A 24,727-nucleotide genomic window follows, 5' to 3' on the forward strand; every position below is an offset into this window, starting at 1 on the left:
GCTTCTGGGCCGGATGACGGCGAGATGATGGCATCCTTAACCGGAACTTAGGGTTAAGCTGTGAGCATCCCGGAACCTTCGCTGTTCCGAGTCTCGTTGATGTCTGAGAAACTACCCCGACCTCCAGGCCGCATGCACCGTCTCGCCGGCTCGGTATCTGCCGTGATCCTGCTGATCGGGCTGTCCGCCTGTCAGACTGCAGGTCCGTCCGACATCACTGGGTCGATTGGCGACACGGCGGAGGCCACGCCGGCCCCCGCCGATCCGCGGCGCGACATCGCGACCTACCACGAGCGCGTCCGCGCCAACCCCAAGGACACCGACGCCGCGCTGAAATACGCCCGGGCGCTGCGGGCCACCGGCCAGCGGGCGCAGGCGGTTGCCGTCATGGAGCAGGCGGTGCTGGCGCAGCCCAGCAACAAGGCGCTGCTCGCCGGCTACGGGCGGGCGCTCGCCGACAACGGCAATTTCCAGCAGGCATTCGACGTGCTCGGGCGCGCCCACACTCCCGAGGACCCGGACTGGCGCATCCTGTCGGCGCAGGGCGCCGTGCTCGATCAGCTCGATCGCCACGACGAGGCGCGCCAGTATTACGCGAGCGCCCTGAAGATCGTGCCCGACGATCCGTCGGTGCTGTCCAATCTCGGCCTGTCCTATCTGCTGTCGAAAGACCTGCCGAAGGCCGAGGAGACGCTGCGCCGGGCCCGCGAGCGTGCACCCGACGACATGCGGGTGCGCACCAATCTCGCCGTCGTGGTCGGCCTGCAGGGCCGCCAGGCCGAGGCTGAAACCATCATGAAGGCCGATCTGTCGCCGGACCAGGGTTCAGCCAATGTCGCGGCGCTGAAGCGGCTGTTGGCGCGCAGGGACGCGAGCCGCAGCGATACCGACAAGATCCCGGTCGCGGCCAGCCGCCGCGACTAGATCAAATAAGGGCTGCTAGCCGATAGCGCGGCGTCCGTCGTTCCGCCGCGACTGCAGCTTCCTGAGCAGCGGCGACAGGAACGACTCGCGCGTCTCGGCGAGATCGGGGCGGCCGGTCAGGCGTTGCGCGATCTGCAGGAAGGTCTTGGTAGTGCGGTGACGTGCGGAGACTTCCGCGATCATCTGGCCGTTGTTGGCGGCTTCACCGAACAGCCTGCAATCGAACGGGATGGTCGCGATCGGCTGGCTCTCGATCGTTTTGGCGAAGTCCTTGACCTCGATCTCGGGACGCTTCGACATGCCGACCTGGTTCAGGCAGTAGAGCGGCGGGCGGTCGTTCGGACGCGCGGCCTTCAACAGGTTCATCATGTTCTTGGTGTTGCGCATGTTGGCGAGGTCGGGCTCGGCGACGATCAGGATATCGTCGGCGCCGACCAGCACGCGCTTGGTCCATGCGGTCCATTGATGCGGAACGTCGAGCACGATGCAGGACATGGTCATGCGCATCGTATCGAAGATGGCGTCGAAGGCTTCGGCGCCGAAATCGTAGACCTGATCGAGCGTGGCCGGTGCCGCCAGCAGGCTCAGGTGATCGCCGCATTTCGCCAGCAGGCGTTCCATGAAGGCGCTGTCCGGGCGCTCGGGCGAGAACACGGCGTTGGCGATGCCCTGCACCGGATCCTGGTTGTAGTCGAGCCCGGCGGTGCCGAAGGCGAGGTCGAGATCGACCACGACCGAATCCAGCCCGAGGTCGCGCGCGATGGTCCAGGCGACATTGTGGGCAACGGTCGAGGCGCCGACACCGCCCTTGGCGCCCGCGACCGCGATCAGGCGGCCGACCGAGACCGCTTCCGAGGACGAGAACAGGCCGCAGATCGAGCGCACGACATCGAGCACCTTGACCGGCCCGATGACGTAGTCGTTGACGCCGCGCCGGACCAATTCGCGATACGGCGCAGTCTCGCCGGACGAGCCGAGCACGACGACGCGGGTGCCGGGATCGCAGACCGTGGCGAGTTCGTCGAGACCGGCGAGCAAATCAATGTCCGGCTCGCTCTCCAGCATGATGACGTTGGGCGTCGGCGCCTTGTGATAGGCGTCGATGGCGGCGGCGATGCCGCCCATATGGACGGAGAGGTGAGCCTTGGCGAGCCGGCGGTCGTCGGCCGCGGCGCGCGCCGTTGCGGCAGTCGCGACGCTGGCGCAGAACGCCTGCACGGAAATCCGTGGCGCCGGCGCGATGTGGTCGTTGGCGTGCTGCGGATCGTCTTGTTGTTGGGTCATTTCCCGGCGTCGCTCAGCTTGGCTCGATCGGCTTCAGGGTAGGTGGTCGCGGTCGTCTCACCCTTGCCGTACTTCTGGAACGCGATCGACCGGCGCGGCGTATAGGACGCGGTTTCGGTCCGCGGCTGTACCAGGTCGGACGGATTGGCGACCATCGCGGCAAGGTTGTGCTGCGTGGAGCAGCCGAAATTGTCGTACTGCTTGTTCTCGTTGTAGCTCGGGTTGTAGATCGAGGGACCAAGATCGCTCGGCCACACGCCGCACGGCCCGGCGACCGCCGCCATCTTCGGATAGCTGAGGCGAATGGTCGGCAGCGCGCGCGGATCATCGGCGCGATAGGAACGCTTGTTGATGGCGTGGCCGGGCACGCCCATCGAGGCCAGCACGCCGCGGATCTCCTGATACACCGCCTGCGCTGAGCGCGCATTCGAGGTGTCGGCCGGCACGTCTATCGCGATCGCGCCGGTGCCTTCGCGGCGCCAGCTGCGGGCCAGCCCCATGACGTCGTCGCGCTGCGTTTCCGTGAGGTTGCCGCGGGCGTGGCCCACGAACACCACGATCGACTGCTCGCCCTCGGTGACGGCGATCGGATGCCGTAGCCGATAGTCGTCGGGCACCGTGCCGGTGACGACGTTATCGCCGGTCAGATTGCAGCCGCCGAGCGCAATCGCTGACGTGACGAGGGCGCCGCACAGCGACAGCATCCTCGCATGACCGGCTCGTGTGTTGCGTTTCATCATAGCATCCCCCAACCCCTCAGCGCCTCAGTCGATGATGAAGCCGAAATTGACCGGCGTGGCGCCGATCGGCTCGGCACGGGCGGCAACGCCGTAGATGCGATTGACGCGCGCCAGCAGCGCCGACTGCGCGTCGGAGGCCGGGGCGAACCCGTCATCAGGACGCGACAATTCCTTTTGCGCAACCGCGCGCACCACATAGGGCGTCACGATGACCATGAGCTCGGTCTCGTTGTTGACGAAGTCCTGGCTCCTGAACAGCTGTCCGAGAACCGGGATCTGATCGACGCCAGGCATGCCGTTGATGGCCTGCTTGGTCTGCTCCTGGATCAATCCAGCCATCGCGATCGAGCCGCCGGAGGGCACCTCCAGTGTGGTGTCGGCGCGGCGGGTCTTGATCGAGGGAATGGTGGTGCCGCCCTGGCCGCCGGTCAGCGCGTTGTCCATCGAGACTTCGGAAACCTCGGTCATCACCTTCAGGCTGATGCGCCCCTCGGACAGCACCACCGGGGTGAAGTTGAGCGAGATGCCGAACTTCTTGAAGCTGACGGTCTGGACGCAATTGCCGATCGTGCCCGTCGACGAGGTCTGACAGGTGACGCCGGTCGGGATCGGAAACTCGCCGCCCGATACGAAGGTCGCGGACTCGCCGGAGATCGCGGTGAGGTTGGGCTCGGCCAGCGTCTTCACCACGCCCGCGCTTTCCATCGCGCGCAGCGTCGCGGTGACGGTCGGCACGCCGAGCTTGTTCAGGGCCGCGCCGGTCAGCACGTTGTTGGCGAGCGGTCCGTTGTTGGCGGTGAAGGCGTTGGCGTTGTTGAAGACAACGGCTGCGGTCCCGTAATTCATGTTGGCGGTGAGATCGACGCCGAGCTGCTTGACGACGTCCCGCCGCACTTCGGCGACGGTGACCTTCAGCATCACCTGGTCGCGGCCGCGCACCACGATGGAGTTGACGACCTTGTCGGGACTGCCGACCAGCTTGGCGGCGATATCGCCGGCCTGCTGGGCCTCGACCGGGCTTGCCACCGTGCCGGTCAGCACCACGCTCTCGCCGACGCCCTCGATCTGGACGCCCGGCAGCATCTGCTTCAGCGCGGCACGCATGCCGTTGAGATCGCGCTTGATCGCGATGTCGTAGGACGCGACCTGGTTGCCCTCGGCGTCGAAGAACACCACGTTGGTCTGGCCGACCGCCGCGCCGATGATATAGGCGCGCTGCGCCGAGCGGATCACGGCGTTGGCGATCTTGGGGTCGGCGACCAGGACGTCCTTGGCCTCGCGGGGCAGGTCGACCACCACCGACTTGCCGACGCCGAGCGAGACGAAACGCGTCTTGGCGGCGATGCTGCTCGTTACCGCGACGTCCGCATTCTTGTCGGGATCCGTCGCGCTGGCGAGGGCAGGGATCAGCATCAGGGCGGTGACCGCCGAGAATGACAGCGAGCGGACCAGCGTGGTCCGCCTCGCCAGTTGTTTTGCAGCAATTGTCATATCGAAGCCCCCATCACTTCTGTGTCGTCTGAGAGCTCGGGATGCCGAAGCGCACCACCTTGATGCTCTCGCCCCGCTTCGGGGCCTGGTCTCTGGTCTCGTCGGTTTTCTCGTTGACGTCGGCGATGCTGCGCAGTGCCAGCGCCAGCGTGCCGCTCTGCCGGGCACGCGCCAGCGTCTCGGCCTGTTCGGGCTTGAGCTCGAGGGTCACGGTCTTGCCGATGAGGGAGTTGTTGCCGTCCTTCTCCTTCGGCGCCTGATCGATCGCCAGCACGCGGACGTTGGACAGCAGGATCTCGGTCGTGATGATGTCGCGGCTGCCCTGTTGCTGATCGGGATTCTTGTCGCGTCGCGACAGGATCACGTCGACGCGGTCGTTCGGCAGGATGAAGCCGCCGGCGCCGGTCTCCGGCGAGATTTCCGTGGAGATCGCGCGCATGCCGGAGGGCAGGATCGCGGCCATGAAGCCGCTGCCATTGGCCTTGACCAGCTTTTGCTCGCGGATCGGCTCGCCGACGATGAAGGGAGCGCGCGCAATCGAGCCGATGACGTCGTTCATGGCGTCGGCATTGGTGTCGTGGCGGATGAACGCGCTGCTCGCGGTCTCGGCCGGCCAGCGCTGCCATTGCACGTCTTCAGGTTTGACCGACTGACCGAGCCCGATGTCGGACTTCGCCACCAGCACCTCGACGGTCGGCAGTTGTACCACTGGCGGCGCGACCGGCGCCGGTTTGCGATCGCCAACGCTCGCCAGATACATGGCCGCGAGGCCTGCGACGCCGGCGATGCCGAGGACCACGATGCGTGCCGTTTTCATGCGATTGTCTGAATGCCCTTAACGCAGGGCAGTCACGTCCTTACGGCACTGACAGCCCTTCCCGGGAGCATCACTACGGCCGCAAAAGTATAAGGGAACTTGATGGAAGGTCCGGACAATTAAGGGATTGGTGGGGATGGTGAACGGCGAGTTATCGATGCCGTCCCATCTCCGCAGAATCCCGGAGATCGCGCGCGTGCAACGTGTGCGACGTGGAGGTCGCAACGTGGCGTCACGGCCGGTTGGTCGTGGTTAATGTCGCCTAATGAGCAAGCCTGCGCGGACGGATCAGAGCGCGGCCTTCAACGCGGCAAAGCCGCGATCGAGATCGGCCTTGAGGTCGTCGAGATTCTCGAGCCCGATATGCAGCCGCAGCGTCGGCCCGCCCGGCGACCATTTGGTCGCGCTGCGATAGTCGCTGCAGTCGAACGGGATGGCGAGGCTTTCGAAGCCGCCCCAGGAAAACCCCATGCCAAACAGCGTGAGCGCGTTGAGCATCGCATCGACCGCGGCCTGCGGCACCGGTTTCAGCACGACGCTGAACAGGCCAGAGGCGCCGGTGAAGTCGCGCTTCCAGATCGCATGCCCCGGATCGGTCTCCAGGGCAGGGTGCAGCACGCGATCGACCTCGGGCCGCGCGCCAAGCCAGCGTGCGATCTCGAGCCCGGAGCGGTGGTGCTGCGCCAGCCGCACCGACAGCGTCCGCACACCACGCAGCGCGAGATAGACGTCATCCGGGCCGGCGCAAACGCCGAGCAGGCGGATCGCCTCCTGTACCAGCGGCCAGGCCTTGGCATTGGCCGCGATGGTGCCGAACATGATGTCGGAGTGGCCGCCGATATATTTCGTGCCGGCCTGCATGCTGATGTCGACGCCCTGTTCGAGCGAGCGGTGATAGAGCGCCGTCGCCCAGGTGTTGTCGTCGATCACCAGCGCGCCGCGGGCATGGGCCACGGCCGAGATCGCGCGGATGTCGGGCATCTCGAAGGATTGCGAACCGGGCGCCTCGACCAGCACCGCGCGGGTGTTCGGCTTGAACAGCGTCTCGATGCCGGCGCCGATCAACGGATCGAAATAGCTGGTCTCGATGCCGTAGCGCTTCAGCATGTTGTCGCAGAAATTGCGGGTCGGCCGATAGGCGTTGTCGCACACCAGCACGTGATCGCCGGCCTTCAGCACGGCGAGCAGCGTGGTGCTGATCGCGGCCAGCCCCGACGGGGCGAGGCCGACGCCGGCGCATTGCGGGCCTTCCAGCGCCATCAGCACGTCCTGCAGCGCCCGCGTGGTCGGGCTGCCGTGGCGGCCATAGGTAAATTCGGCGCGGTGGGCGTGGAGGTCCTCGGCGGTCGGATAGAGCACGGTCGAGCCGTGGAAGACCGGCGGATTGACGAAGCCCTTCTGGGCCTTGGTGTCGCGGCCGGCCGTGACCAGGCGGGTTGCGGCATCTTGCGGGCGGGAGGACGAGGAGCCGTCGGAGGAGGTCATGGTTTGCTGCCGTTGGACTTTAGACTTTTTGCCGCAGCCGTAGCGCGTCGGGAAGACGGGGCTACGCCGGGAGGTGCTACTAACAAGAGGTAGAAGACATGCGTCAACCCCTTGACCCGGCTCGTCAGTCGCTATGTGATGCGCCGCAACTACCAGTCGCCGCACGTTGAGGGGCCTGCCGCGACCTAAGATCCGTTGCCTGGCCGGTTTGCACGTCGAACTGACGGTCAGATCAGCTTTTTTTGCTGCAGGGGATCATTGGGATGGCCCGTGAACGCGAGGCGATCACAAAGCAAACGTCCAACGGACGACCCTGAAAGGCCTGCCCCATGAAACGCGTATCCCTGGCTGTCATCCTTGCCGCTGCCGCTGCCTTGTCGGCCCAGTCCGCCTCGGCGCAGACCCTCAAGACGGTCAAGGACCGGGGCCAGCTGTCCTGCGGCGTCAGCCAGGGCCTGCCTGGTTTTTCATCGCCGGACGACAAGGGGAACTGGACCGGGATCGACGTCGACGTTTGCCGGGCTATTGCCGCGGTGGTGCTCGACGACCCGACCAAGGTCAAGTTCGTGCCGCTGTCGGCCAAGGATCGCTTCACGGCGCTGCAGTCCGGTGAGATCGACGTGCTGTCGCGCAACACCACCTGGACGGTGTCGCGTGACACCTCGCTCGGCGCCAATTTCACCGGCGTGACCTATTATGACGGGCAGGGCTTCATGGTGAAGAAGTCGCTCAAGGTCAATTCGGCGCTCGAATTGAACAGCGCGTCGGTCTGCGTGCAGACCGGCACCACGACGGAGCAGAACCTCGCCGACTTCTTCAAGGGCAACAACATGAAGTACGAGGTGATCGCATTCGGCAGCATCGACGAAGCGGTCAAGGCCTATGAATCCGGGCGCTGCGACGTCTTCACCGACGATGCCTCCGGCCTCTATGCCAGCCGTCTGAAGCTCGCCACCCCCGCCGATCACATCGTGCTTCCGGAAATCATTTCGAAGGAGCCGCTGGGACCGATGGTCCGCCACGGCGACGACCAGTGGTTCGACATCGTGAAGTGGACGCTGTTTGCGATGATCAATGCCGAAGAACTCGGCATCACCCAGAAGAACGTCGACACGATGCTCAAATCGGACAAGCCCGAGATGAAGCGGGTGCTCGGCACCGACGGCAATCTGGGCGAACAGCTCGGCCTGACCAAGGACTGGGTCGTTCGCATCGTGAAGGCGGTCGGCAATTACGGCGAGACCTTCGAGCGCAATGTCGGCACCGGCTCGCCGCTCGGCATCGCCCGCGGCGTCAACAATCTCTGGAATAAGGGCGGAATCCAGTACGCGCCGCCGATCCGCTGATCGATCCGGCCAACGGCTGCCGCGATGAGCATCGCGCCCCGCAAACCACCGCTGCAATTTGCCCTCAGGCTGAAGCGTGCGCTTGGCGGCAAGACCGGCTGGAACGGATTGGCCGCCCAGATTGCCTTCGCCGCGATCCTGGCCTGGATCGCCTACGAGATCGTGGCGAATGCGCGGACCAACCTGGAGACCCAGCACATTGCGTCGGGCTTTGGATTCCTCAACTACAATGCAGGCTTTGACGTCAATCTGAGCCTGATCGCCTACAACAATTCCGACACCTATTGGCGGGTGTTCTTCGTCGGCTTGTTGAATACGATCCTGGTCTCGGCGATCGGCATTGTGTTCGCCACCGTGATCGGCTTCACCGTGGCGCTGTGCCGGTTGTCGCCGAACTGGCTGCTGTCGCGGATCGGCGGCATCTATGTCGAGATCATCAGGAACCTGCCGGTCCTGTTCCAGATTCTGTTCTGGTACCTCGCCGTGCTCGCGGCGCTGCCGGCGCCGCGGCAGAGCATCTCGATCTTCGGTACGTTCTTCCTCAACAATCGCGGCTTGATCGTGCCGCAGCCGGTCAGCGAGCCGGGGCTCTATCCGTTCCTGGCCGCGCTCGCGGTCGGCATCGTTGCGGCGTTGGGTCTGCGGCACCATGCGCGTCGTGCCTTGTTCCAGCGCGGGCAGATGATCCGGATCTGGCCTTATGTGCTGGGTTGCCTGGTCGGACTGCCGCTGGTCTCGATGCTGATCTTCGGCTGGCCGTTGAAGTTCGAGCTGCCGCAGCTGAAAGGCTTCAACTTCGCCGGCGGGGCGCGGATCATCCCCGAATTCGTTGCGCTGACCGTCGCATTGTCGACCTACACGGGCGCCTTCATTGCCGAGATCGTCCGCGCCGGCGTCACGTCGGTTCACAAGGGACAGATGGAGGCGGGCTCCTCGCTCGGCCTCAGCCGCGCCGCGACGCTGCGGCTGATCGTTGTACCACAGGCGATGCGCGTCATCGTGCCGCCGCTGACCAGCCAGTACCTCAATCTCACCAAGAATTCGTCGCTGGCGGTGGCGATCGGCTATCCGGACCTGGTTTCGGTGTTCGCCGGCACCGCGGTGAGCCAGACCGGACAGGCGATCGAGATCATCGCCATGACGATGGGGGTCTATTTGCTGCTCTCGCTGACGACCAGCGCGCTGATGAGCGTCTATGGCTGGCGCATCAACCGGAGCATGGCGGCATGACGGATATGTCCGCCTCGTCCTTTGTCCGTCAGGATCTGGTCGCCGAGCGTGCGGCGCCGGCCAAGACGACCGGCTTTATCGGCTTCCTGCGGACGCGGCTGCTGAATTCGCCGGGCAACATCCTGCTCACGGTCCTTGGGCTCTTGCTCGCCTGGTGCCTCGTTGTCCCGACGTTCAAGTTCCTGCTGGTCGACGCGGTCTGGTCCGGCAAGGACCGCACCGCCTGCCTCGCCGAAAAAGCGGGGCATGAGGTCGGCGCCTGCTGGCCCTATATCGAGGCCAAACTGACGCAGTTGATCTATGGCTTCTATCCGGAAGCCCAGCGCTGGCGCGTCAATCTCACCTATGGGCTCGGCGCCGCGCTGTTGCTGCCGCTGCTGATGCCGCGGCTGCCGGCCAAGGGCCTGAACTCCGGCCTGTTCTTCTTCGCGTTTCCGGTGGTCGCGTTCTTCCTGCTGCATGGCGGCGGCATCGCGGGCTTCGGCGTGAGCTGGACCGCCGGCCTGTTGCAGCTGTTCGAGCAGAGCATCGGCGGCGCCGGCGATCTCTTGGTCAATCTCGGCAAGAGTTCGGCGATCGCCCCGCTGCTGTGGGTCCTGGGCAAGGTGCTCGTCCTGGTCGGCTTGCTGATCCATTGGCTGATCTTTCCGCTGACCTGGCTGCGCGACCAGTTGCAGCTCTCGTCGCTGCCGGTCTGGAGCGATTTCCTGGTCACTGCCGTGATCGTCTCCGCCGTGCTGTTCGTGCTCGGCGGCGGCATGCGGACCGGGCGCAGCGCGCTGATCGGCAGCCTGCTGAGCTTTGCCGGGATCGCTGTTGGCATCAAGCTGATGGGGCTCGATCGCGGCGGCTTTCCGATCGTCGACACGCGACTTTGGGGTGGCCTGCTGGTGACGCTGGTGATCGCGATCACCGGCATCGTCGCCTCGATGCCGATCGGGATTGCGCTCGCGCTCGGCCGCCGCTCAAGCATCCCGCTGATCCGGATCTTCTCGATCGCCTTCATCGAATTCTGGCGCGGCGTGCCGCTGATTACGGTGCTATTCTTCGCGACCTACATGCTGCCGCTGTTCGTGCCGGGCAATTTCGCCGTCGACGGCCTGTTGCGTGCCCTGATCGGCGTCGCGATCTTTACCGGCGCCTATATGGCCGAGGTGATCAGGGGCGGGCTGGCCGCGGTGGCGCGCGGACAGGCGGAAGCCGCGTCGGCGCTCGGCCTGTCCTGGTGGAAGACGACGTCGCTGATCGTGCTGCCGCAGGCGCTGCGCTACGTCATTCCCGGCATCGTCAACAGCTTCATCTCGCTGTTCAAGGATACCTCGCTGGTGTCGATCGTGGCGCTGTTCGATCTGTTGGGTTCCCTGCGGGCATCGTTCTCCGACCCGAACTGGTCGACGCCGACGACGGCCTTTACCGGCTTCGCCTTTGCGGGAATGATCTATTTCGTGTTCTGCTTTGGAATGTCGCGCTACTCGCTGTTCGTCGAAAATCGGCTCAACGCTCACCGCCGCCACTGAACAAGGTCACCATGTCCACAACCCCGATCGTCAACATTTCCACGCTCAACAAATGGTACGGCGACTTCCACGTGTTGCGAGACATCAACCTTGAGGTCGGCAAGGGCGAGCGCATCGTGATCTGCGGCCCGTCCGGCTCGGGCAAGTCGACGTTGATCCGCTGCATCAACGCGCTGGAGGAATTCCAGGAAGGCGAGATCGTGGTCGACGGCATCGAGCTCGGCCCGAACCTGCGCCGGGTCGACGAGGTGCGGCGCGAGGTCGGCATGGTGTTCCAGAGCTTCAACCTGTTCCCGCATCTCACCGTGCTCGACAATTGCACGCTGGCGCCGATCTGGGTGCGCAACATCCCGAAGAAGGACGCCGAGGCGACCGCGATGAAGTTCCTCGAGCGGGTCAAGATCCCGCATCAGGCCAACAAGTTCCCCGGCCAGATGTCGGGCGGTCAGCAGCAACGCGTTGCGATCGCCCGCGCGCTGACCATGAACCCGAAGGTGATGTTGTTCGACGAGCCGACTTCGGCGCTCGACCCGGAGATGGTCAAGGAGGTGCTCGACACCATGGTCGATCTCGCGAGGGAAGGTATGACCATGCTGGTCGTGACCCACGAAATGGGCTTTGCCCGCGAGGTCGCCAATCGCGTCGTGTTCATGGATGCCGGCCAGATCATCGAGTCCAACACGCCGCAGGAATTCTTCGCCAACCCGCAGCATGCGCGGTCGAAGCTGTTCCTGAGCCAGATCTTGCGGTGACTTCCGCTGTCATTGCGAGCGGAGCGAAGCAATCCAACATCCGCATCGGAAGCATGGATTGCTTCGTCGCTTCAGCGCAAAATTGCTCCGCAATTTTGTCGCGAGCTCCTCGCAATGACGTCTGCGGGGACGCCGTTCGTCAGACGAACGGCAGCTCGATCTTGCTTCGCTTTTCAAGCCATTCGGGGACCGGCAGGTTCTTCGAACGCATGAAGGCCGGGTTGAACAGCTTGGACTGATAGCGGTTACCGGAGTCGCAGAGAATGGTGACGATGGTCTTGCCGGGGCCGAGCTGCTTGGCGAGCTGGATCGCGCCGGCGATGTTGACGCCGGTCGAGCCGCCGAGGCACAGGCCTTCGTGCTCCAGCAGCTCGTAGATGATGGTCACGGCTTCCTCGTCCGAGACCAGGAACGCATCGTCGACGTTCGCGGTCTCGATCACCGGCGTCTTGCGCCCGAGCCCGATGCCTTCGGTGATCGAGTCGCCCGGCGTCGACTTGACCTGGCCGTTCTTGAACAGTTCGTACATCGCAAAGCCGTGCGGATCGGCGCAGGCTGTGACGATGTCCTTGTTCTTTTCCTTCAAATAGCGGCTGACGCCGGCGAGCGTGCCGCCGGTGCCGACCGAGCAGATGAAGCCATCCACCTTGCCGTTGGTCTGCTGGAAGATCTCCGGCCCGGTCGAGTCGTAATGCGCCTTGGGATTGTCGAGGTTGTTCCACTGGTCGGCGAACAGCACGCCGTTCGGCTCGGTCTTGCGCAACTGCTCGGCGAGACGCCTGCCGAGATGCTGATAGTTGTTCGGATTGGAGTAGGGCAGCGCCGGCGCCTCGACGAGCTCGGCCCCGCACAGCCTCAGCATGTCCTTCTTTTCCTGGCTCTGCGTCTCCGGAATGACGATCAGGGTGCGGTAGCCCCGCGCACTCGCCACGACCGCAAGTCCGATGCCGGTATTGCCCGCGGTCGATTCGACCACAAGGCCGCCGGGCTTCAGGTCACCGCGCTTTTCGGCCTCCAGGATCATCCCCTTGCCGGCGCGATCCTTGACCGATTGGCCGGGATTCATGAATTCGGCCTTGCCGAGGATGGTGCATCCGGTCAGTTCGGATGCGCGTTTCAGCTTGATGAGGGGGGTGTTGCCGATCGCTTCAATGACGTCTTTGTTGAATGCCATGTCGGGGAATTTCTTTGCCAGTCTGTGTCTTGCTTGCGGCGAACCTAGTGTGCTGATCGAAAAAGGGAAGGGCTTTTGCACTGCGGCAAATGGTAGGCTCAGCGCACCGGACCGGCTGATGCACACCACATGACAACGCGGAGAACCGGGTTTTGCCGCGGTCGGCCCGCTTGGCAGAATCGTTCTGTAGCCAGCCGTTTTGCGTCAGTTGCGCGTGATCGACCAATTCAGGGCCCGACGAGGCGGAGCGCGGCGCTGAGATCGTTGTCGCACCGGAGCATCTTGCGGATTCGGAGCAACAGGGCTGAGAAATCCCCATGAAATCTTCGTAAGAAAGATGACTTCCGGCGCCGGTCTGAAACGCGTGGAAATGCTGTAAAAATAGGGAAAAGTCGGCATTCCAGGTCGCCACGAATCGCTTGTGATGCGACGTCGCGCAATCGTGACAGGGCTGTCCGCCCTATCGTCCCAAGGGTAGGATGGGACAGTCAGTTCCATTGGAAGCATTACCCGTGCACGTCACCCAGACCATTGCTGATTGCGTCGTTTGCGCGCCAAGGCCGAAGTCTGGTTTCGGCGGAGAACGGGTGTGACCCAGCCCGCGTCCGTGGTGGTGCCTGGAGGCCGGTCCGGCCTCGCCGTCCGCGCGCGGCGGCTCGCGGGACGCTCGCTGGTGGCGTTCGGCCTGGCCGCGGGCTCCGTCGGCTGCATCCTGACCCAGGACATCCCCGATCCCGCGCTCGACATGCCGCAGGGCTACAAGGCCGCGCGCCTGGGCCGGCCGGGCGACGCGCTGCCGACGCTCGATTGGTGGCGGGGCTTCCGCTCCAAGGAGCTGACGCAGCTGATGGAGGAGGCGCAGACCGTCAACCTGGACATTGCCGCGGCCGTGGCGCGGTTCCGGCAGGCCGATGCGCTGGCGCGGCAGGCCGGCGCGGCACTGCTGCCGACGCTCAATCTCAACGGCTCCGAAACCTATTCACGCACTTCAGGCTCCAGCGCCAGCGGCCTGACTAATGGCGGGCGCGAGGTGGTGAACTACAACGCCTCGCTGAGCGCCAGCTACCAGCTCGATTTCTGGGGCCAGAATCGCGACGCCGCGCAGGCGGCGGAGGAGACCGCCGTCGCCAACCGGTTCGACCGCGAGGTGGTGGCCCTGACCACGCTGACGAGCCTCGCCAACGCCTATTTCACCGTGCTTGCCACCCAGGACCGGCTACGCACCGCACAGCGCAACATCGCCAGTGCCGAGCGCATCCTCAACGCGATCAGGGACCGCTTCAAGGCCGGCACCGGCTCCGATCTCGACGTCGCGCAGCAGGAAAGCGTGCTGGCGAACCAGCGCGCGCTAGTACCGCCGCTGCGCCAGACGCTCGATCAGAACATCAACGCGCTCGCGGTGCTGGTGTCGCGTCCACCCGAGAGCGTGCGCGTCGCCGGCGGCTCGCTGAATTCGGTCGCGATCCCGCGAGTCACACCGGGCCTGCCGTCCGAATTGCTCACCCAGCGTCCCGATATCCGCAGGCAGGAGGCGCAGCTCGCATCCGCCACCGCCAATGTCGGCAGCGCGCGGGCGCAGTTCTTCCCGAGCATCCAGCTGACCGGAACGGGCGGCTACCAGAGCCAGGCGCTGGTCTCGCTGTTCCAGCCGCATGCCGCCTTCTTCAACCTGGTCGGCAGCATGACCCAGCCGATCTTCGACGGCGGACGGATCCTCGGCAATTTCGAGAACGCGAAGGCGCGGCAGGACGAGTTGCTGCAGACCTATCGCAAGACGGTGGTGCAGTCGTTCACCGATGTCGACAACGCGCTGGTCGCGATCCGCGAGACCACACGGCGGCTGCAGCTGCAGCGTGATGTGCTGTCGTCGTCGCGGCGCGCCTTCGACCTGGCCGAGCAGCAGCTCAAGGCCGGCACCGCCGACATCGTAACTGTGCTAAACACGCAGCTGACCCTGTTCCAGGCGGAAGACGCGTATTCGCAGGCCCAGTTGGCCCGGTTATTGGCGATCGTGAGCCTGTATCAGGCCTTGGGGGGCGGCTGGGAACCGAAGATGGAAAGACCGGTCGATGCTCTTTAAGCCTGACTCGACGGACGATGAGAAAAGCACTGCGCCGCGCAAGCGGAGCCTCCTCTCGCGCCTGCTTGGGCGCATGGTTTCACTGCTCATCACGCTCGTGATCCTCGGCGGGCTCGGCTATCTCGGCTGGCTCGCGTTCCAGCCCAAGCAAAATGGTGCCGGCGGGCGCGGCGCGGGTGCGCGGCCCGATCTGCCGGTGCCGGTGCTTGCTGCCACCCCGCAAGTGCACGACATGCCGGTCTATCTCGACGGCGTCGGCTCGGTGAAGGCGCTCAATACCGTCACCGTGCGCTCGCAAGTCGACGGCAAGCTGCTCAAGGTGAATTTCGTCGAGGGTCAGGACGTCAAGAAGGACGACGTGCTGGGCCAGATCGATCCCGCGATCTACCAGGCGCAATACGACCAGGCGGTGGCCACGAAAGCCAAGGACGAAGCGCTGCTCGCCAATCAGAAGATCGACCTCGCCCGCTATGAGCAGCTCGCTGCCACCAACGCGGGCTCCAAGCAGCAGGCCGACACGCAGCGCGCGCTGGTCGCGCAGCAGGAAGCGATCATCAAGGCCGACCAGGCCCAGATCGACAATGCGCGCACCACGCTCGGCTATACCAAGATCGTCGCGCCGATCGCGGGGCGCGCCGGCCTGCGCCAGGTCGACCAGGGCAACATCATCCACGCTTCCGACACCACCGGGCTCGTGATCCTGACGCAGCTGCAGCCGATCGCGGTGTGGTTCAGCCTGCCGCAGCAGCAGATCATGCGGGTCAACGCCGCGGCCGCAAAGGGCCAGCTCGCGGTCGACGTGTTCGGCAATGACGGCGTCACCGTGATCGACAGCGGCAAGCTGACCGGCATCGACAACCAGGTCGATCCGACCACCGGCACGCTGAAGCTGAAGGCCGAACTGCCGAATGCCAGTTACCAGCTCTGGCCCGGCCAGTTCGTCAATGTCCGGCTCAAGGTGGAGACCTTGCCGCAGGCCATCGTGGTGCCGACCTCGGCCGTTCAGCGCGGTCCGGCCGGGACCTTCAGCTATGTGATCGGCGCGGACAACGTCGTGACCGCCAAGCCGGTCACGGTCACACAGCAGAACGAGCACGAGGCCGTCATCGCCAGCGGCCTCACTACGTCGGATCGCGTCGTGACGACGGGCTTTGCCAATCTCGCCGACGGCTCGAAGGTCGTGGTCGGCAAGGACGACGGGCCGCCGGCAGCCGATCTCGCGCCGCGCAAGCGCAGCCGCAATCCGGACGGCAAGCGCGGCGCGCAAGGCGACGGCCAAAGCAAGGACCAGAGCAAGGACGGCAAGCAGGACGGGCAGGGCGGGAACGGCGAGCATCGCGGCCGGCACGAGCACAGCGAAGGCGACCAGAAGGGGCAGACCGGCCCGGCGCCCGCGCCGGCCACAGGGGGCGAACAGTCGGGCGGCGCGCCGAAGGCGCAGCCATGACCGGCATCCTGACCTCGTAATGTCCGACCCAACAGCGAGCACGCAACCATGAGCGTCTCCGAACCGTTCATCCGCCGGCCGATCGCCACCTCGCTGCTCGGCATCGCCCTGATGATCGGCGGCGCGCTGGGCTATTGGGCGTTACCGGTCTCGGCGCTGCCGCAGGTCGATTTCCCGACAGTGCAGGTGACGACGCAACTGCCGGGCGCGAGCCCCGACGTGGTGGCCTCGCTGATCACGGCGCCGCTGGAGCGGCAGCTCGGGCAGATCCCGTCGCTGTCGTCGATGAACTCGACCAGTTCGTTCGGCGTGAGCCAGATCTCGCTGCAGTTCGACCTCAACCGCGACATCGACGGCGCCACCCAGGACGTCCAGGCCGCGATCAACGCCGCGGCCGGCATTCTGCCGAAGACGCTGCCGTACCCGCCTGTCTACGCCAAGGTGAACCCGGCGGACGCGCCGGTCATGACCCTGGCGCTGACTTCGGACACGATCTCGCTGCGGGCGATGAGCGACCTCGCCGATACCATCCTCGGCCAACGCTTAAGCCAGATTTCCGGTGTCGGCCGGGTCTCGATCCTCGGCGGATTGAAGCCCGCGGTGCGGGTGCAGGCCGACCTGGCACGGCTCGCGGCCTATGGCATCGCGATGGAGGACCTGCGCAACGCCATCGCCGGCGCCAACGTGTCGGGGCCGAAGGGATCACTCGACGGCGCCCAGCAATCCTACACCATCGCCGCCAACGACCAGATCGCCGCCGCCGACGCCTACCGGCCGATCATCATCGCCTATCGCAACGGCTCGCCGGTCACGATCGGCGACGTCGCCCAGATCGTCGATGGGCTGGAGAACGACCGCACCGGCGGCTGGTACCAGGGCACGCCGGCCGTCATCATCGATATCCAGCGCCAGCCCGGCGCCAACGTCATCGACGTCGTCAAGCAGATCCGCGGCGAAATCCCGCGGCTGCAGCGGGCGGTGCCGGCCGGCGTCAAGCTGACCGTCGTCTCCGACCGCACGGTGACGATCCGCGCCTCGGTCCACGACGTGCAATTCACGCTGATCCTGAGCGTCGTACTGGTGACGCTGGTGGTGCTGCTGTTCCTGCGGTCGCTGCGCGCGACCCTGATCGCCGGCGTGGCGCTGCCGCTGTCGCTGATCACGAGCTTCGGCATCATGTATTTCGCCGGTTTCAGCCTCGACAATTTGTCGCTGATGGCGCTGACCATCGGAACCGGCTTCGTGGTCGACGACGCCATCGTGATGATCGAGAACATCGTCCGCCACATGGAAGACGGCGAGACTGTCATGGAGGCCTCGCTGAAGGGCGCCAGCGAGATCGGCTTCACCGTGATCTCGCTGACGGTGTCGCTGATCGCGGTGTTCATCCCGCTACTGTTCATGTCCGGCTTGGTCGGCCGCATGTTCCGCGAATTCGCGCTGACCTTGACGATCGCGGTCGTGACCTCGGCGATCGTCTCGCTGACGCTGACGCCGATGATGTGCTCGCGGCTGCTCAAGAACATCCATGAGGAAATGGCGGTCCCGGGCCTCGCCGCGGTCAGCCGCTTCATCGACCGCATGGTGGAATTCTATCATCGCACGCTCCTCTGGGTGCTGCAGCGCCAGCGCGCGACGCTGCTGGTGACGTTCGCGACGATCGCGCTGACGCTGATCATGTATGTGCTGGCGCCGAAGGGATTCCTGCCGCTGCAGGACACCTCCTCGATCACGGCGGTGACCGAGGCCGGCCCCGACGTCTCGTTTGCCGAGATGCAGCGGCGGCAGGGCGCCGTCTCCGACCTCATCAAGGCCGATCCTGACGTCGTCGGCGTCGTCTCCGTGATCGGCTCAGGCTCGGTCAATCCGACCACCAATGTCGGCCGCCTGGTGATGACGCTGAAGCCGCTCGACCAGCGGCGCGACGGCGTCGTCAAGGTGATCGAGCGGCTGAAGCAGAAGATCGCGACGGTGCCTGGGATGACTGTCTACTTCCAGCCGGTGCAGGACGTGCAGATCTCGACCCAGTCGAGCCGCTCGCAATACCAGTACACGCTGACCGCGACAGATGCCGCCGAAGTCTCGCAATGGGCGCAGAAGCTGGTCGCCGAGATGCGGCGCGACCCGATCTTCCGCGACGTCTCCTCGGAGGCGCAGGAGGGCGGCCTGCGCGCGGCGCTCGACGTCAACCGCCAGCGCGCCGGCCAGCTCGGCGTCAGTCTGCAGGGCGTCACCGACACGCTGAACGATGCCTTCGCGCAGCGGCAGATCTCGACGATCTATGGCCAAGCCAACCAGTACCGCGTGGTGCTCGAGGCGCTGCCGATGTATCAGCGCGATCCGTCGATCCTCGACAAGCTGTATCTGCCCGGTGCCGCCGGCGCGCAGGTGCCGCTGTCGGCGGTGGCGACGCTGGTCCGCACCACGGCGCCGCTCGCGATCTCGCACCAGGCGCAATTCCCGTCGGTCTCGCTCAGCTTCAACCTGGCGCCGGGCGAGGCGCTGGGCGATGCGGTCGAGGCGGTGAAGGCGATCGAGAGCAGGATCGGGATGCCCGGCAGCATCGTCGGCATCTATTCCGGTGACGCCGCCGAATTCGCGCGCTCGCTGGCCGGACAGCCCTGGCTGATCCTGGCGGCGATCATCACGATCTACATCGTGCTCGGCGTGCTTTACGAAAGCTACATCCACCCGATCACCATCCTGTCGACGCTGCCGTCGGCCGGCGTCGGCGCCATCCTGGCCTTGATGCTGTGCGGGCAGGACCTCTCGGTGATCGGCCTGATCGGCATCATCCTCTTGATGGGCATCGTCAAGAAGAACGCGATCATGATGATCGATTTCGCGCTGGAGGCCGAGCGGCATCAGGGCATGTCGTCCTATGACGCCATCGTGCAGGCCTGCCTGTTGCGGTTCCGGCCGATCATGATGACGACGCTGGCGGCGCTGTTCGGCGCGCTGCCGCTCGCGATCGAAAGCGGCACCGGCGCGGAGCTGCGCTTCCCGCTCGGCATCTCGATCATCGGCGGCCTGCTGCTGAGCCAGCTGCTGACGCTCTACACCACGCCGGTGATCTATCTCGCGCTCGACCGGCTCAACCGCCGGATCGAGCGGGCCGTGCCGGAAGCAGGTCGCAGCGGCCCGCCGATCGCGGGCGCCACCGAGGGCATGCAGTGATCTCGATCTCGGAGCCGTTCATCCGCCGGCCGGTGGGCACCACACTGCTGGCGATCGGGCTGTTCCTGGTCGGGATCGTCGCCTACGAGTTCCTGCCGGTGTCGTCGGTGCCGAATGTCGACTTCCCGACCATCCGGGTGTCGGCGTCGCGGCCCGGCGCCGATCCCTCTGTCATGGCTGCAACGGTCGCGGCGCCGCTGGAGCGCAAGCTCGGCACCATTTCGGGGGTCGATCAGATCACCTCGACGAGCTCGCTCGGCACCACCAGCATCCAGGTGCAGTTCTCGATCGGCCGCAACATCGACCGCGCCGCACGCGACGTGCAGGCCGCGATCAACGCCTCGCTCGCCGACCTGCCGAGCGACCTGCCGTCGCTGCCCAAGTTCCGCAAGGCGAATCCGGCCGCCGCGCCCGTGTTCGTGCTGGCGCTGACCTCGAAGACGATCTCGACCAGCGCGATGTACGACGTCGCCGACACCGTGCTGGCGCAGCGCATTTCGCAGGTGCCGGGGGTCGGCGAGGTGACCGTCAGCGGCGCCGACCAGCCGGCGGTGCGCATTGCGCTCAATCCGGTGTCGCTGGCCAATGCCGGGATCGCGACCGACGACGTCCGGCTTGCGATCATCAATGCCAATCCGCTGGGCCCGGTCGGCATCTTCAATGGCGACCGGCTGAGCGAGACGCTCTCGATCAACAAGCAGATGCGCACCGCGGCCGAGTTCCGCGACATCGTCATCAAAAGCTCGAACGGCAATTTCGTCCGCCTGTCGGATGTTGCCGAGGTCGAGGATTCCGTCCGCAACTCGCGCTCGATCGCCTGGTTCAACAAGCAGCCGGCGGTGCTGATCCAGATCACCAAGCAGGGTGATGCCAACGTCATCGACACTGTCGACGGCGTTCGCAGGATGCTGCCGGAACTGAAGCAGTGGATCCCGGCCGGGGTGGAGATCTCGACCCTGGTCGATCGTACCGGAACGATCCGCGCCAGCGTCGAGGACATGCAGTTCACGCTGCTGGCGACCGCCATGTTGGTCATGGTCGTGGTGTTCGTGTTCCTGCGCAGGATCGTGCCGACGATCGCCGCGGGTGTCTCGGTGCCGCTGGCGCTCGCCGGCACCTGCGCCGGGATGTGGCTCGCCGGCTTCTCGATCGACAATCTGTCCCTGATGGCGCTTGCGATCTCCGTCGGCTTCGTGGTCGACGACGCCATCGTGATGATCGAGAACATGTACCGCAATCTCGAGCAGGGCATGGCGCCGTATCCGGCGGCCGTCGAGGGCGCCAAGCAGATCGGCTTCACCGTGCTGTCGATCTCGCTGTCGCTGATCGCGGCCTTCACGCCGCTGATCTTCATGGACGGCATCGTCGGCCGGCTGCTGCGGGAATTCTCGCTGACCCTGACGTTTGCCATCATCGTGTCGACCCTGGTGTCGTTGACGATCACCCCGATGATCTGCGCGCACTACATCAAGGAGGCGACCTCGGATCACGCCACCTGGTACGATCGCGTCATCGAGGGCACGCTGTCGCGGGTGGTGGCGTTCTACGCCTGGACGCTTCGGAGTGTGCTCGGGTACCCCGGGCTGACGATGGCGGTGTTCACCGCCACGGTCTCGCTGACGGTGGTGCTCTACGTCAAAACGCCGAAGGCCTATTTCCCGACCGACGACAGCGGCTTTGTGATCGGCGCGACCCGGGCCTCGGCGGATATCTCGTTCCAGTCGATGCTCCAGCTGCAGCAGCGGCTCGCCGACATCGTGATGGCCGACCCAGCGGTTGCCGGCATCGGCTCGTCGGTCGGCTCAGGTGGCGGCCCGGGCGGCGCCACCTCCAATCGCGGCACCATGTTCATCAGCCTGAAGCCGCCGGAGGAGCGGGGAGGCTTGTCGACCGCGCAGGTGATCGACCGGCTGCGCCGCAACCTGTTCATGGTGCCGGGCATCCGCTTGTTCATGTTCGCCGCCCAGGACATCCGCACCGGCGGCCGGCAGAGCGATTCCGACTACCAGTACACGCTCGCCTCGACCGATCTCGACCTGTTGCAGAAATGGGCGCCGCTGGTCGCCAAACGCATGGAGACGGTGGAGGGCATCACCGACGTCTCCTCCGACCGCGATCCCGGCGGCCTGCAACTCAACCTCGTGATCGACCGCAAGATGGCTTCCAGCCTCGGCGTCCGGGTGCAGGACATCGACAACGCGCTCAACAACGCGTTCTCGCAGCGACAGATCTCGTACATCTACACGCAGCGCAACCAGTACGTGGTTGTGCTCGAGATCGATCCGAAATTCCAGAGCGACCCGTCGAACCTCGAGCGCATCTACGTCGCCGGCGCCAATGACGTGCAGGTGCCGCTGTCGGCGCTCGTGCACTACCAGCGCGGACTGTCGGCACTCGCGGTGTTTCACTCCGGCGGCTTCCCCTCGACCACGGTGTCGTTCAACCTGTTGCCGGACGTGCCGCTGGAGGTCGCCACCACGAACATCCAGCAGGCGGTGGACGGGCTGCACATGCCCGAGGGCATCCGCGGCAGCTTCGACGGCAATGCCGGCGACTTCAACAAGACCAGCGGGCGGCAGCCGCTGCTGATCCTCGGCGCACTGATCGCGATGTATATCGTGCTCGGCGTGCTTTATGAGAGCCTGGCGCATCCGATCACGATCATCTCGACCTTGCCGTCGGCCGGCCTCGGCGCCTTGCTCGCATTGCAGGTGACCAACACGCCGCTGACCGTGATCGCCTTTGTCGGCATCATCCTGTTGATCGGCATCGTCAAGAAGAACGGCATCATGATGGTCGATTTCGCCCTCGAGGCCGAGCGGCATCAGGGCCTGTCGTCGCAGGATGCGATCTTCGAGGCCTGCCGGGCGCGCTTCCGCCCCATCCTGATGACGACCATGGCCGCGCTGTTTGCCGGCATTCCGCTGGTCATCGCAACCGGCCCCGGCACCGAGCTGCGGCGGCCGCTCGGCATCACCATCATCGGCGGCCTGTTCGTGTCGCAGATCCTGACGCTCTACACGACGCCGGTGATCTATCTGTTGATCGACCGCTTCAAGGATTTGCCTGGGCGCCAGAAGCTGAGGTGGCTTAGTGCTGCGGTTGCCCTGATCGGCCTCGCCTCCGGTGTTGTCAGGCTGGTCCTGCATTGATGTTGCGGACGAGGCTATCCACGACGTATAGCCGTTGAATGTCAGACCCCGTTGACGAGACCGACCTGGTGGAGGATTGCGCGCATTGCGGCAAGCCCTTGCCGCTCTGCATTTGCGACACCGTCACCCCGATCGAGAGCCGCATCCAGCTCCTGATCCTGATCCATCCGCAGGAACAGGACAGGGCGCTCGGCACGGCACGACTGTTGGCGCGGCATTTCGAGAAAGCCGTGGTGCGGATCGGACTGTCCTGGCCGAGCCTTGCCAAGGCGCTCGGCCGGCCGGTGCCCGATCCCTCGCGCTGGGCGGTGCTCTATCTCGGCTCGGCCAAGGTCGAGGACCTCGATACCGATGCCGAGATCGTCGCGATCAACCGCAAGGGCGAGCTCGAGCCGCATCAGCGCGCCATCTTGTCAGACATCGAGGGCATCGTGCTGCTCGACGGCACCTGGAGCCAGGCCAAGGCGCTGTGGTGGCGCAATGCCTGGATGCTGAAGTGCCAGCGGGTGATTCTCGGGCCGAAACGGTCTTCGCTATACGGCAAGCTGCGGCGGGAACCGCGGCGCGACGGCCTGTCCACCATCGAGGCGGCCGCGATCCTGCTCGCTGGGCTGGAAAAGCGGCCGGAAATTGCCGCAACGTTGTCGGATAGTTTCGAGCGGATGCTGGCGAGATTCCGCGAAGTGCAGGCCAAAATGCCGGAATTGGCGCCAAAACCGAAGAAGCGGGATTTTCGGAGGCGACGACGTTAGAGCATGATCGGGAAAAGTGCGAAGCGGTTTTCCGGCAAGATCATGCTCAAATTAGGGGGCTAAAGCTTCTCGCTTTAGCTTCCGGCTTGGTTGCCTATCGGAGAGAGGGCGTATATGAAGTGCGCCGCAAGGGGCCACGTGGCGGAGTGGTTACGCAACGGTCTGCAAAACCGTGTACACCAGTTCAATTCTGGTCGTGGCCTCCACTCATCTCATCAATGGCTTGCAGCCAGTACATGAGAAGCCGCATTAGCTCGCGGCGTACCAACCTTCAGGAAACGGAATCAGCGGCCACGGCGCCTGGTTGTCATTGGCAGCGCGCGGCGGCGGCTGCATGCGGGGCGAGGGTTGAGCCACGAAATCCTCCTGAGCAATGGGCGCGACCGCCGTCCGCACGGCGTCCAGCAGCAGATCAAATTCGACTTCGCTCATCGCGCTCTCCGAGGTTCGAGAGCGCCATGGTCGCAAAACTGTCTTTGGTCCGGATTGAGCTAATCGTTCGAATTTTATGAAAAGAACGATGGCGCCCGCTTTGGTTAATAGATTCCTGATGACCCCGCTGGGAACCTAGGTCGGCATGGCCGCACCTCGTATGAGACAAATCACATCGTGCGAAAAACTCTTCGCGGATTTCCCGGCAGTATTCATACCCGTCAAATATCGCAGGAATTTTAGGAAGACGTGACAATGCAGGCAAGCGGGCCGGAGTGTCGCCAATCGCGCGTCGCATCGATCCTCGGCTTTTCCTGCCTTCGTTCGCCAGCGTCGGGACAGCGCCGCTTAGCGCCCGATGTTGATCTCCACTACGCTGGAGAAATTCCCGAAGCTGGCGCGATCGTGGTCATGCAAGCCCGGCGAGGTCACCCGGCAGCATGGTCTTGAACTGCGTCAGCACCTGCCGCGCCTTCCGCGGCGGCAGCGTGATCGCGTGGCGGGGGTGTGCGGAAGAATCGGCGATGCGGCGGAATGGCCGCGCCGGCGGTGTTTCCGGGTGCCCGCGACGCCGAAAGCGGGACAGCCGGGACAGGCCTGCACCGCCCTGGAACGCCGGCAAAGCCTTGCAACGCAGAGGTTTACCGTGTCCCGCTAAAGTTTCGCCGGAGGCCCATTTGGTTCTTTGCAAGGCCGAAAGGCTTTGTTATACGCTGCCCGCTCGCGAACGTTTTGTTCGCCTATTCCTCGGTAGCTCAGCGGTAGAGCATTCGACTGTTAATCGAATGGTCGCTGGTTCGAATCCAGCCCGGGGAGCCAGTTTTGCTGGCCCCGCCAACATCCTTCGTCGCCCATCACAAGCCTGTGGTCCGTTACGGGCAGACAACAACCGTCGTCAAATCGACTCAATAGCCGTCGACACTTCGC

At 65.0% G+C, this 24,727-nt stretch carries 17 protein-coding genes and 2 tRNA genes; 12 read left to right on the forward strand and 7 right to left on the reverse strand.

Translation table 11 applies throughout. From position 1 onward, the window contains the following. Positions 1 to 99: 99 nt before the first annotated feature. A complete protein-coding gene (locus XH92_RS23690) occupies positions 100 to 924 on the forward strand; it encodes a tetratricopeptide repeat protein (RefSeq protein WP_246787586.1) in 825 nt (274 codons plus the stop codon). Positions 925 to 939: 15 nt separating this feature from the next. Here XH92_RS23690 and XH92_RS23695 read toward each other — a convergent pair whose 3' ends face one another. From XH92_RS23695 to metC, 5 genes are all read right to left on the reverse strand, one after another. Beyond that, a complete protein-coding gene (locus XH92_RS23695; RefSeq protein WP_194454258.1) occupies positions 940 to 2,208 on the reverse strand; it encodes an AAA family ATPase in 1,269 nt (422 codons plus the stop codon). Beyond that, entirely contained in the window at positions 2,205 to 2,948 is a 744-nt protein-coding gene (locus XH92_RS23700; RefSeq protein ID WP_194454259.1) for a CpaD family pilus assembly protein, read from the reverse strand. The genes XH92_RS23695 and XH92_RS23700 overlap by 4 nt, the downstream gene beginning before the upstream one ends. Positions 2,949 to 2,972: 24 nt before the next feature. Continuing rightward, positions 2,973 to 4,439: a type II and III secretion system protein family protein gene (locus XH92_RS23705; protein WP_194454260.1), complete on the reverse strand. Its 1,467-nt coding sequence runs from the start codon at positions 4,437 to 4,439 to the stop codon at positions 2,973 to 2,975. 13 nt (positions 4,440 to 4,452) lie between these two features. After that, a complete protein-coding gene (gene cpaB / locus XH92_RS23710; RefSeq protein ID WP_194454261.1) occupies positions 4,453 to 5,256 on the reverse strand; it encodes a Flp pilus assembly protein CpaB in 804 nt (267 codons plus the stop codon). Positions 5,257 to 5,544: 288 nt separating this feature from the next. Next, complete coding sequence (gene metC / locus XH92_RS23715; RefSeq protein WP_194454262.1) at positions 5,545 to 6,741, reverse strand: cystathionine beta-lyase; 1,197 nt, start codon at positions 6,739 to 6,741, stop codon at positions 5,545 to 5,547. Positions 6,742 to 7,070: 329 nt separating this feature from the next. On the opposite strand from metC, the gene XH92_RS23720 reads away from it, so the two are divergent. From XH92_RS23720 to XH92_RS23735, 4 genes are read left to right on the forward strand one after another with little or no spacing between them, the layout of a single operon-like run. Continuing rightward, on the forward strand, positions 7,071 to 8,087 hold the full coding sequence (locus XH92_RS23720) for an amino acid ABC transporter substrate-binding protein (protein ID WP_194454263.1): 1,017 nt from the start codon (positions 7,071 to 7,073) through the stop codon (positions 8,085 to 8,087). A gap of 24 nt (positions 8,088 to 8,111) precedes the next feature. Continuing rightward, positions 8,112 to 9,317: an amino acid ABC transporter permease gene (locus tag XH92_RS23725; protein ID WP_194454264.1), complete on the forward strand. Its 1,206-nt coding sequence runs from the start codon at positions 8,112 to 8,114 to the stop codon at positions 9,315 to 9,317. After that, positions 9,314 to 10,834: an amino acid ABC transporter permease gene (locus XH92_RS23730; protein WP_194454265.1), complete on the forward strand. Its 1,521-nt coding sequence runs from the start codon at positions 9,314 to 9,316 to the stop codon at positions 10,832 to 10,834. Before XH92_RS23725 ends, XH92_RS23730 begins: the two co-directional genes overlap by 4 nt. An 11-nt stretch (positions 10,835 to 10,845) precedes the next feature. Next, positions 10,846 to 11,586 (forward strand): amino acid ABC transporter ATP-binding protein, encoded by a 741-nt coding sequence (locus XH92_RS23735; protein ID WP_050419681.1) that lies wholly within the window; start codon positions 10,846 to 10,848, stop codon positions 11,584 to 11,586. A 139-nt stretch (positions 11,587 to 11,725) separates the two neighbouring features. Here the strand turns inward: XH92_RS23735 and XH92_RS23740 are convergent, their stop codons facing one another. Beyond that, positions 11,726 to 12,760 carry a cysteine synthase A gene (locus tag XH92_RS23740; RefSeq protein WP_194454266.1) on the reverse strand — a complete coding sequence of 345 codons (1,035 nt, stop codon included), beginning with the start codon at positions 12,758 to 12,760 and terminating at the stop codon, positions 11,726 to 11,728. Positions 12,761 to 13,373: 613 nt separating this feature from the next. On the opposite strand from XH92_RS23740, the gene XH92_RS23745 reads away from it, so the two are divergent. The 6 genes from XH92_RS23745 (at position 13,374) to XH92_RS23770 (ending at position 23,574) form a co-directional block, all read left to right on the forward strand. Continuing rightward, positions 13,374 to 14,840 carry an efflux transporter outer membrane subunit gene (locus XH92_RS23745; RefSeq protein ID WP_371818091.1) on the forward strand — a complete coding sequence of 489 codons (1,467 nt, stop codon included), beginning with the start codon at positions 13,374 to 13,376 and terminating at the stop codon, positions 14,838 to 14,840. Continuing rightward, positions 14,830 to 16,287 (forward strand): efflux RND transporter periplasmic adaptor subunit, encoded by a 1,458-nt coding sequence (locus XH92_RS23750; RefSeq protein ID WP_194454268.1) that lies wholly within the window; start codon positions 14,830 to 14,832, stop codon positions 16,285 to 16,287. The genes XH92_RS23745 and XH92_RS23750 overlap by 11 nt, the downstream gene beginning before the upstream one ends. Before the next feature lie 48 nt (positions 16,288 to 16,335). Then, positions 16,336 to 19,464: an efflux RND transporter permease subunit gene (locus tag XH92_RS23755; protein ID WP_194454269.1), complete on the forward strand. Its 3,129-nt coding sequence runs from the start codon at positions 16,336 to 16,338 to the stop codon at positions 19,462 to 19,464. After that, positions 19,461 to 22,616 (forward strand): efflux RND transporter permease subunit, encoded by a 3,156-nt coding sequence (locus XH92_RS23760; RefSeq protein WP_246787587.1) that lies wholly within the window; start codon positions 19,461 to 19,463, stop codon positions 22,614 to 22,616. The genes XH92_RS23755 and XH92_RS23760 overlap by 4 nt, the downstream gene beginning before the upstream one ends. Positions 22,617 to 22,654: 38 nt before the next feature. Continuing rightward, positions 22,655 to 23,368 (forward strand): tRNA-uridine aminocarboxypropyltransferase, encoded by a 714-nt coding sequence (locus XH92_RS23765; RefSeq protein ID WP_194454270.1) that lies wholly within the window; start codon positions 22,655 to 22,657, stop codon positions 23,366 to 23,368. A 132-nt stretch (positions 23,369 to 23,500) separates the two neighbouring features. Beyond that, positions 23,501 to 23,574: transfer RNA gene (locus XH92_RS23770), tRNA-Cys, on the forward strand. Positions 23,575 to 23,617: 43 nt separating this feature from the next. Here XH92_RS23770 and XH92_RS23775 read toward each other — a convergent pair. Continuing rightward, positions 23,618 to 23,800 carry a hypothetical protein gene (locus XH92_RS23775; RefSeq protein WP_194454271.1) on the reverse strand — a complete coding sequence of 61 codons (183 nt, stop codon included), beginning with the start codon at positions 23,798 to 23,800 and terminating at the stop codon, positions 23,618 to 23,620. Positions 23,801 to 24,544: 744 nt separating this feature from the next. On the opposite strand from XH92_RS23775, the gene XH92_RS23780 reads away from it, so the two are divergent. Continuing rightward, a tRNA-Asn gene (locus XH92_RS23780) sits at positions 24,545 to 24,619 on the forward strand. Positions 24,620 to 24,727 lie beyond the last annotated feature (108 nt).

Origin of the sequence: Bradyrhizobium sp. CCBAU 53421, assembly GCF_015291625.1 — a bacterium.
Classification (GTDB): Bacteria; Pseudomonadota; Alphaproteobacteria; order Rhizobiales; family Xanthobacteraceae; genus Bradyrhizobium.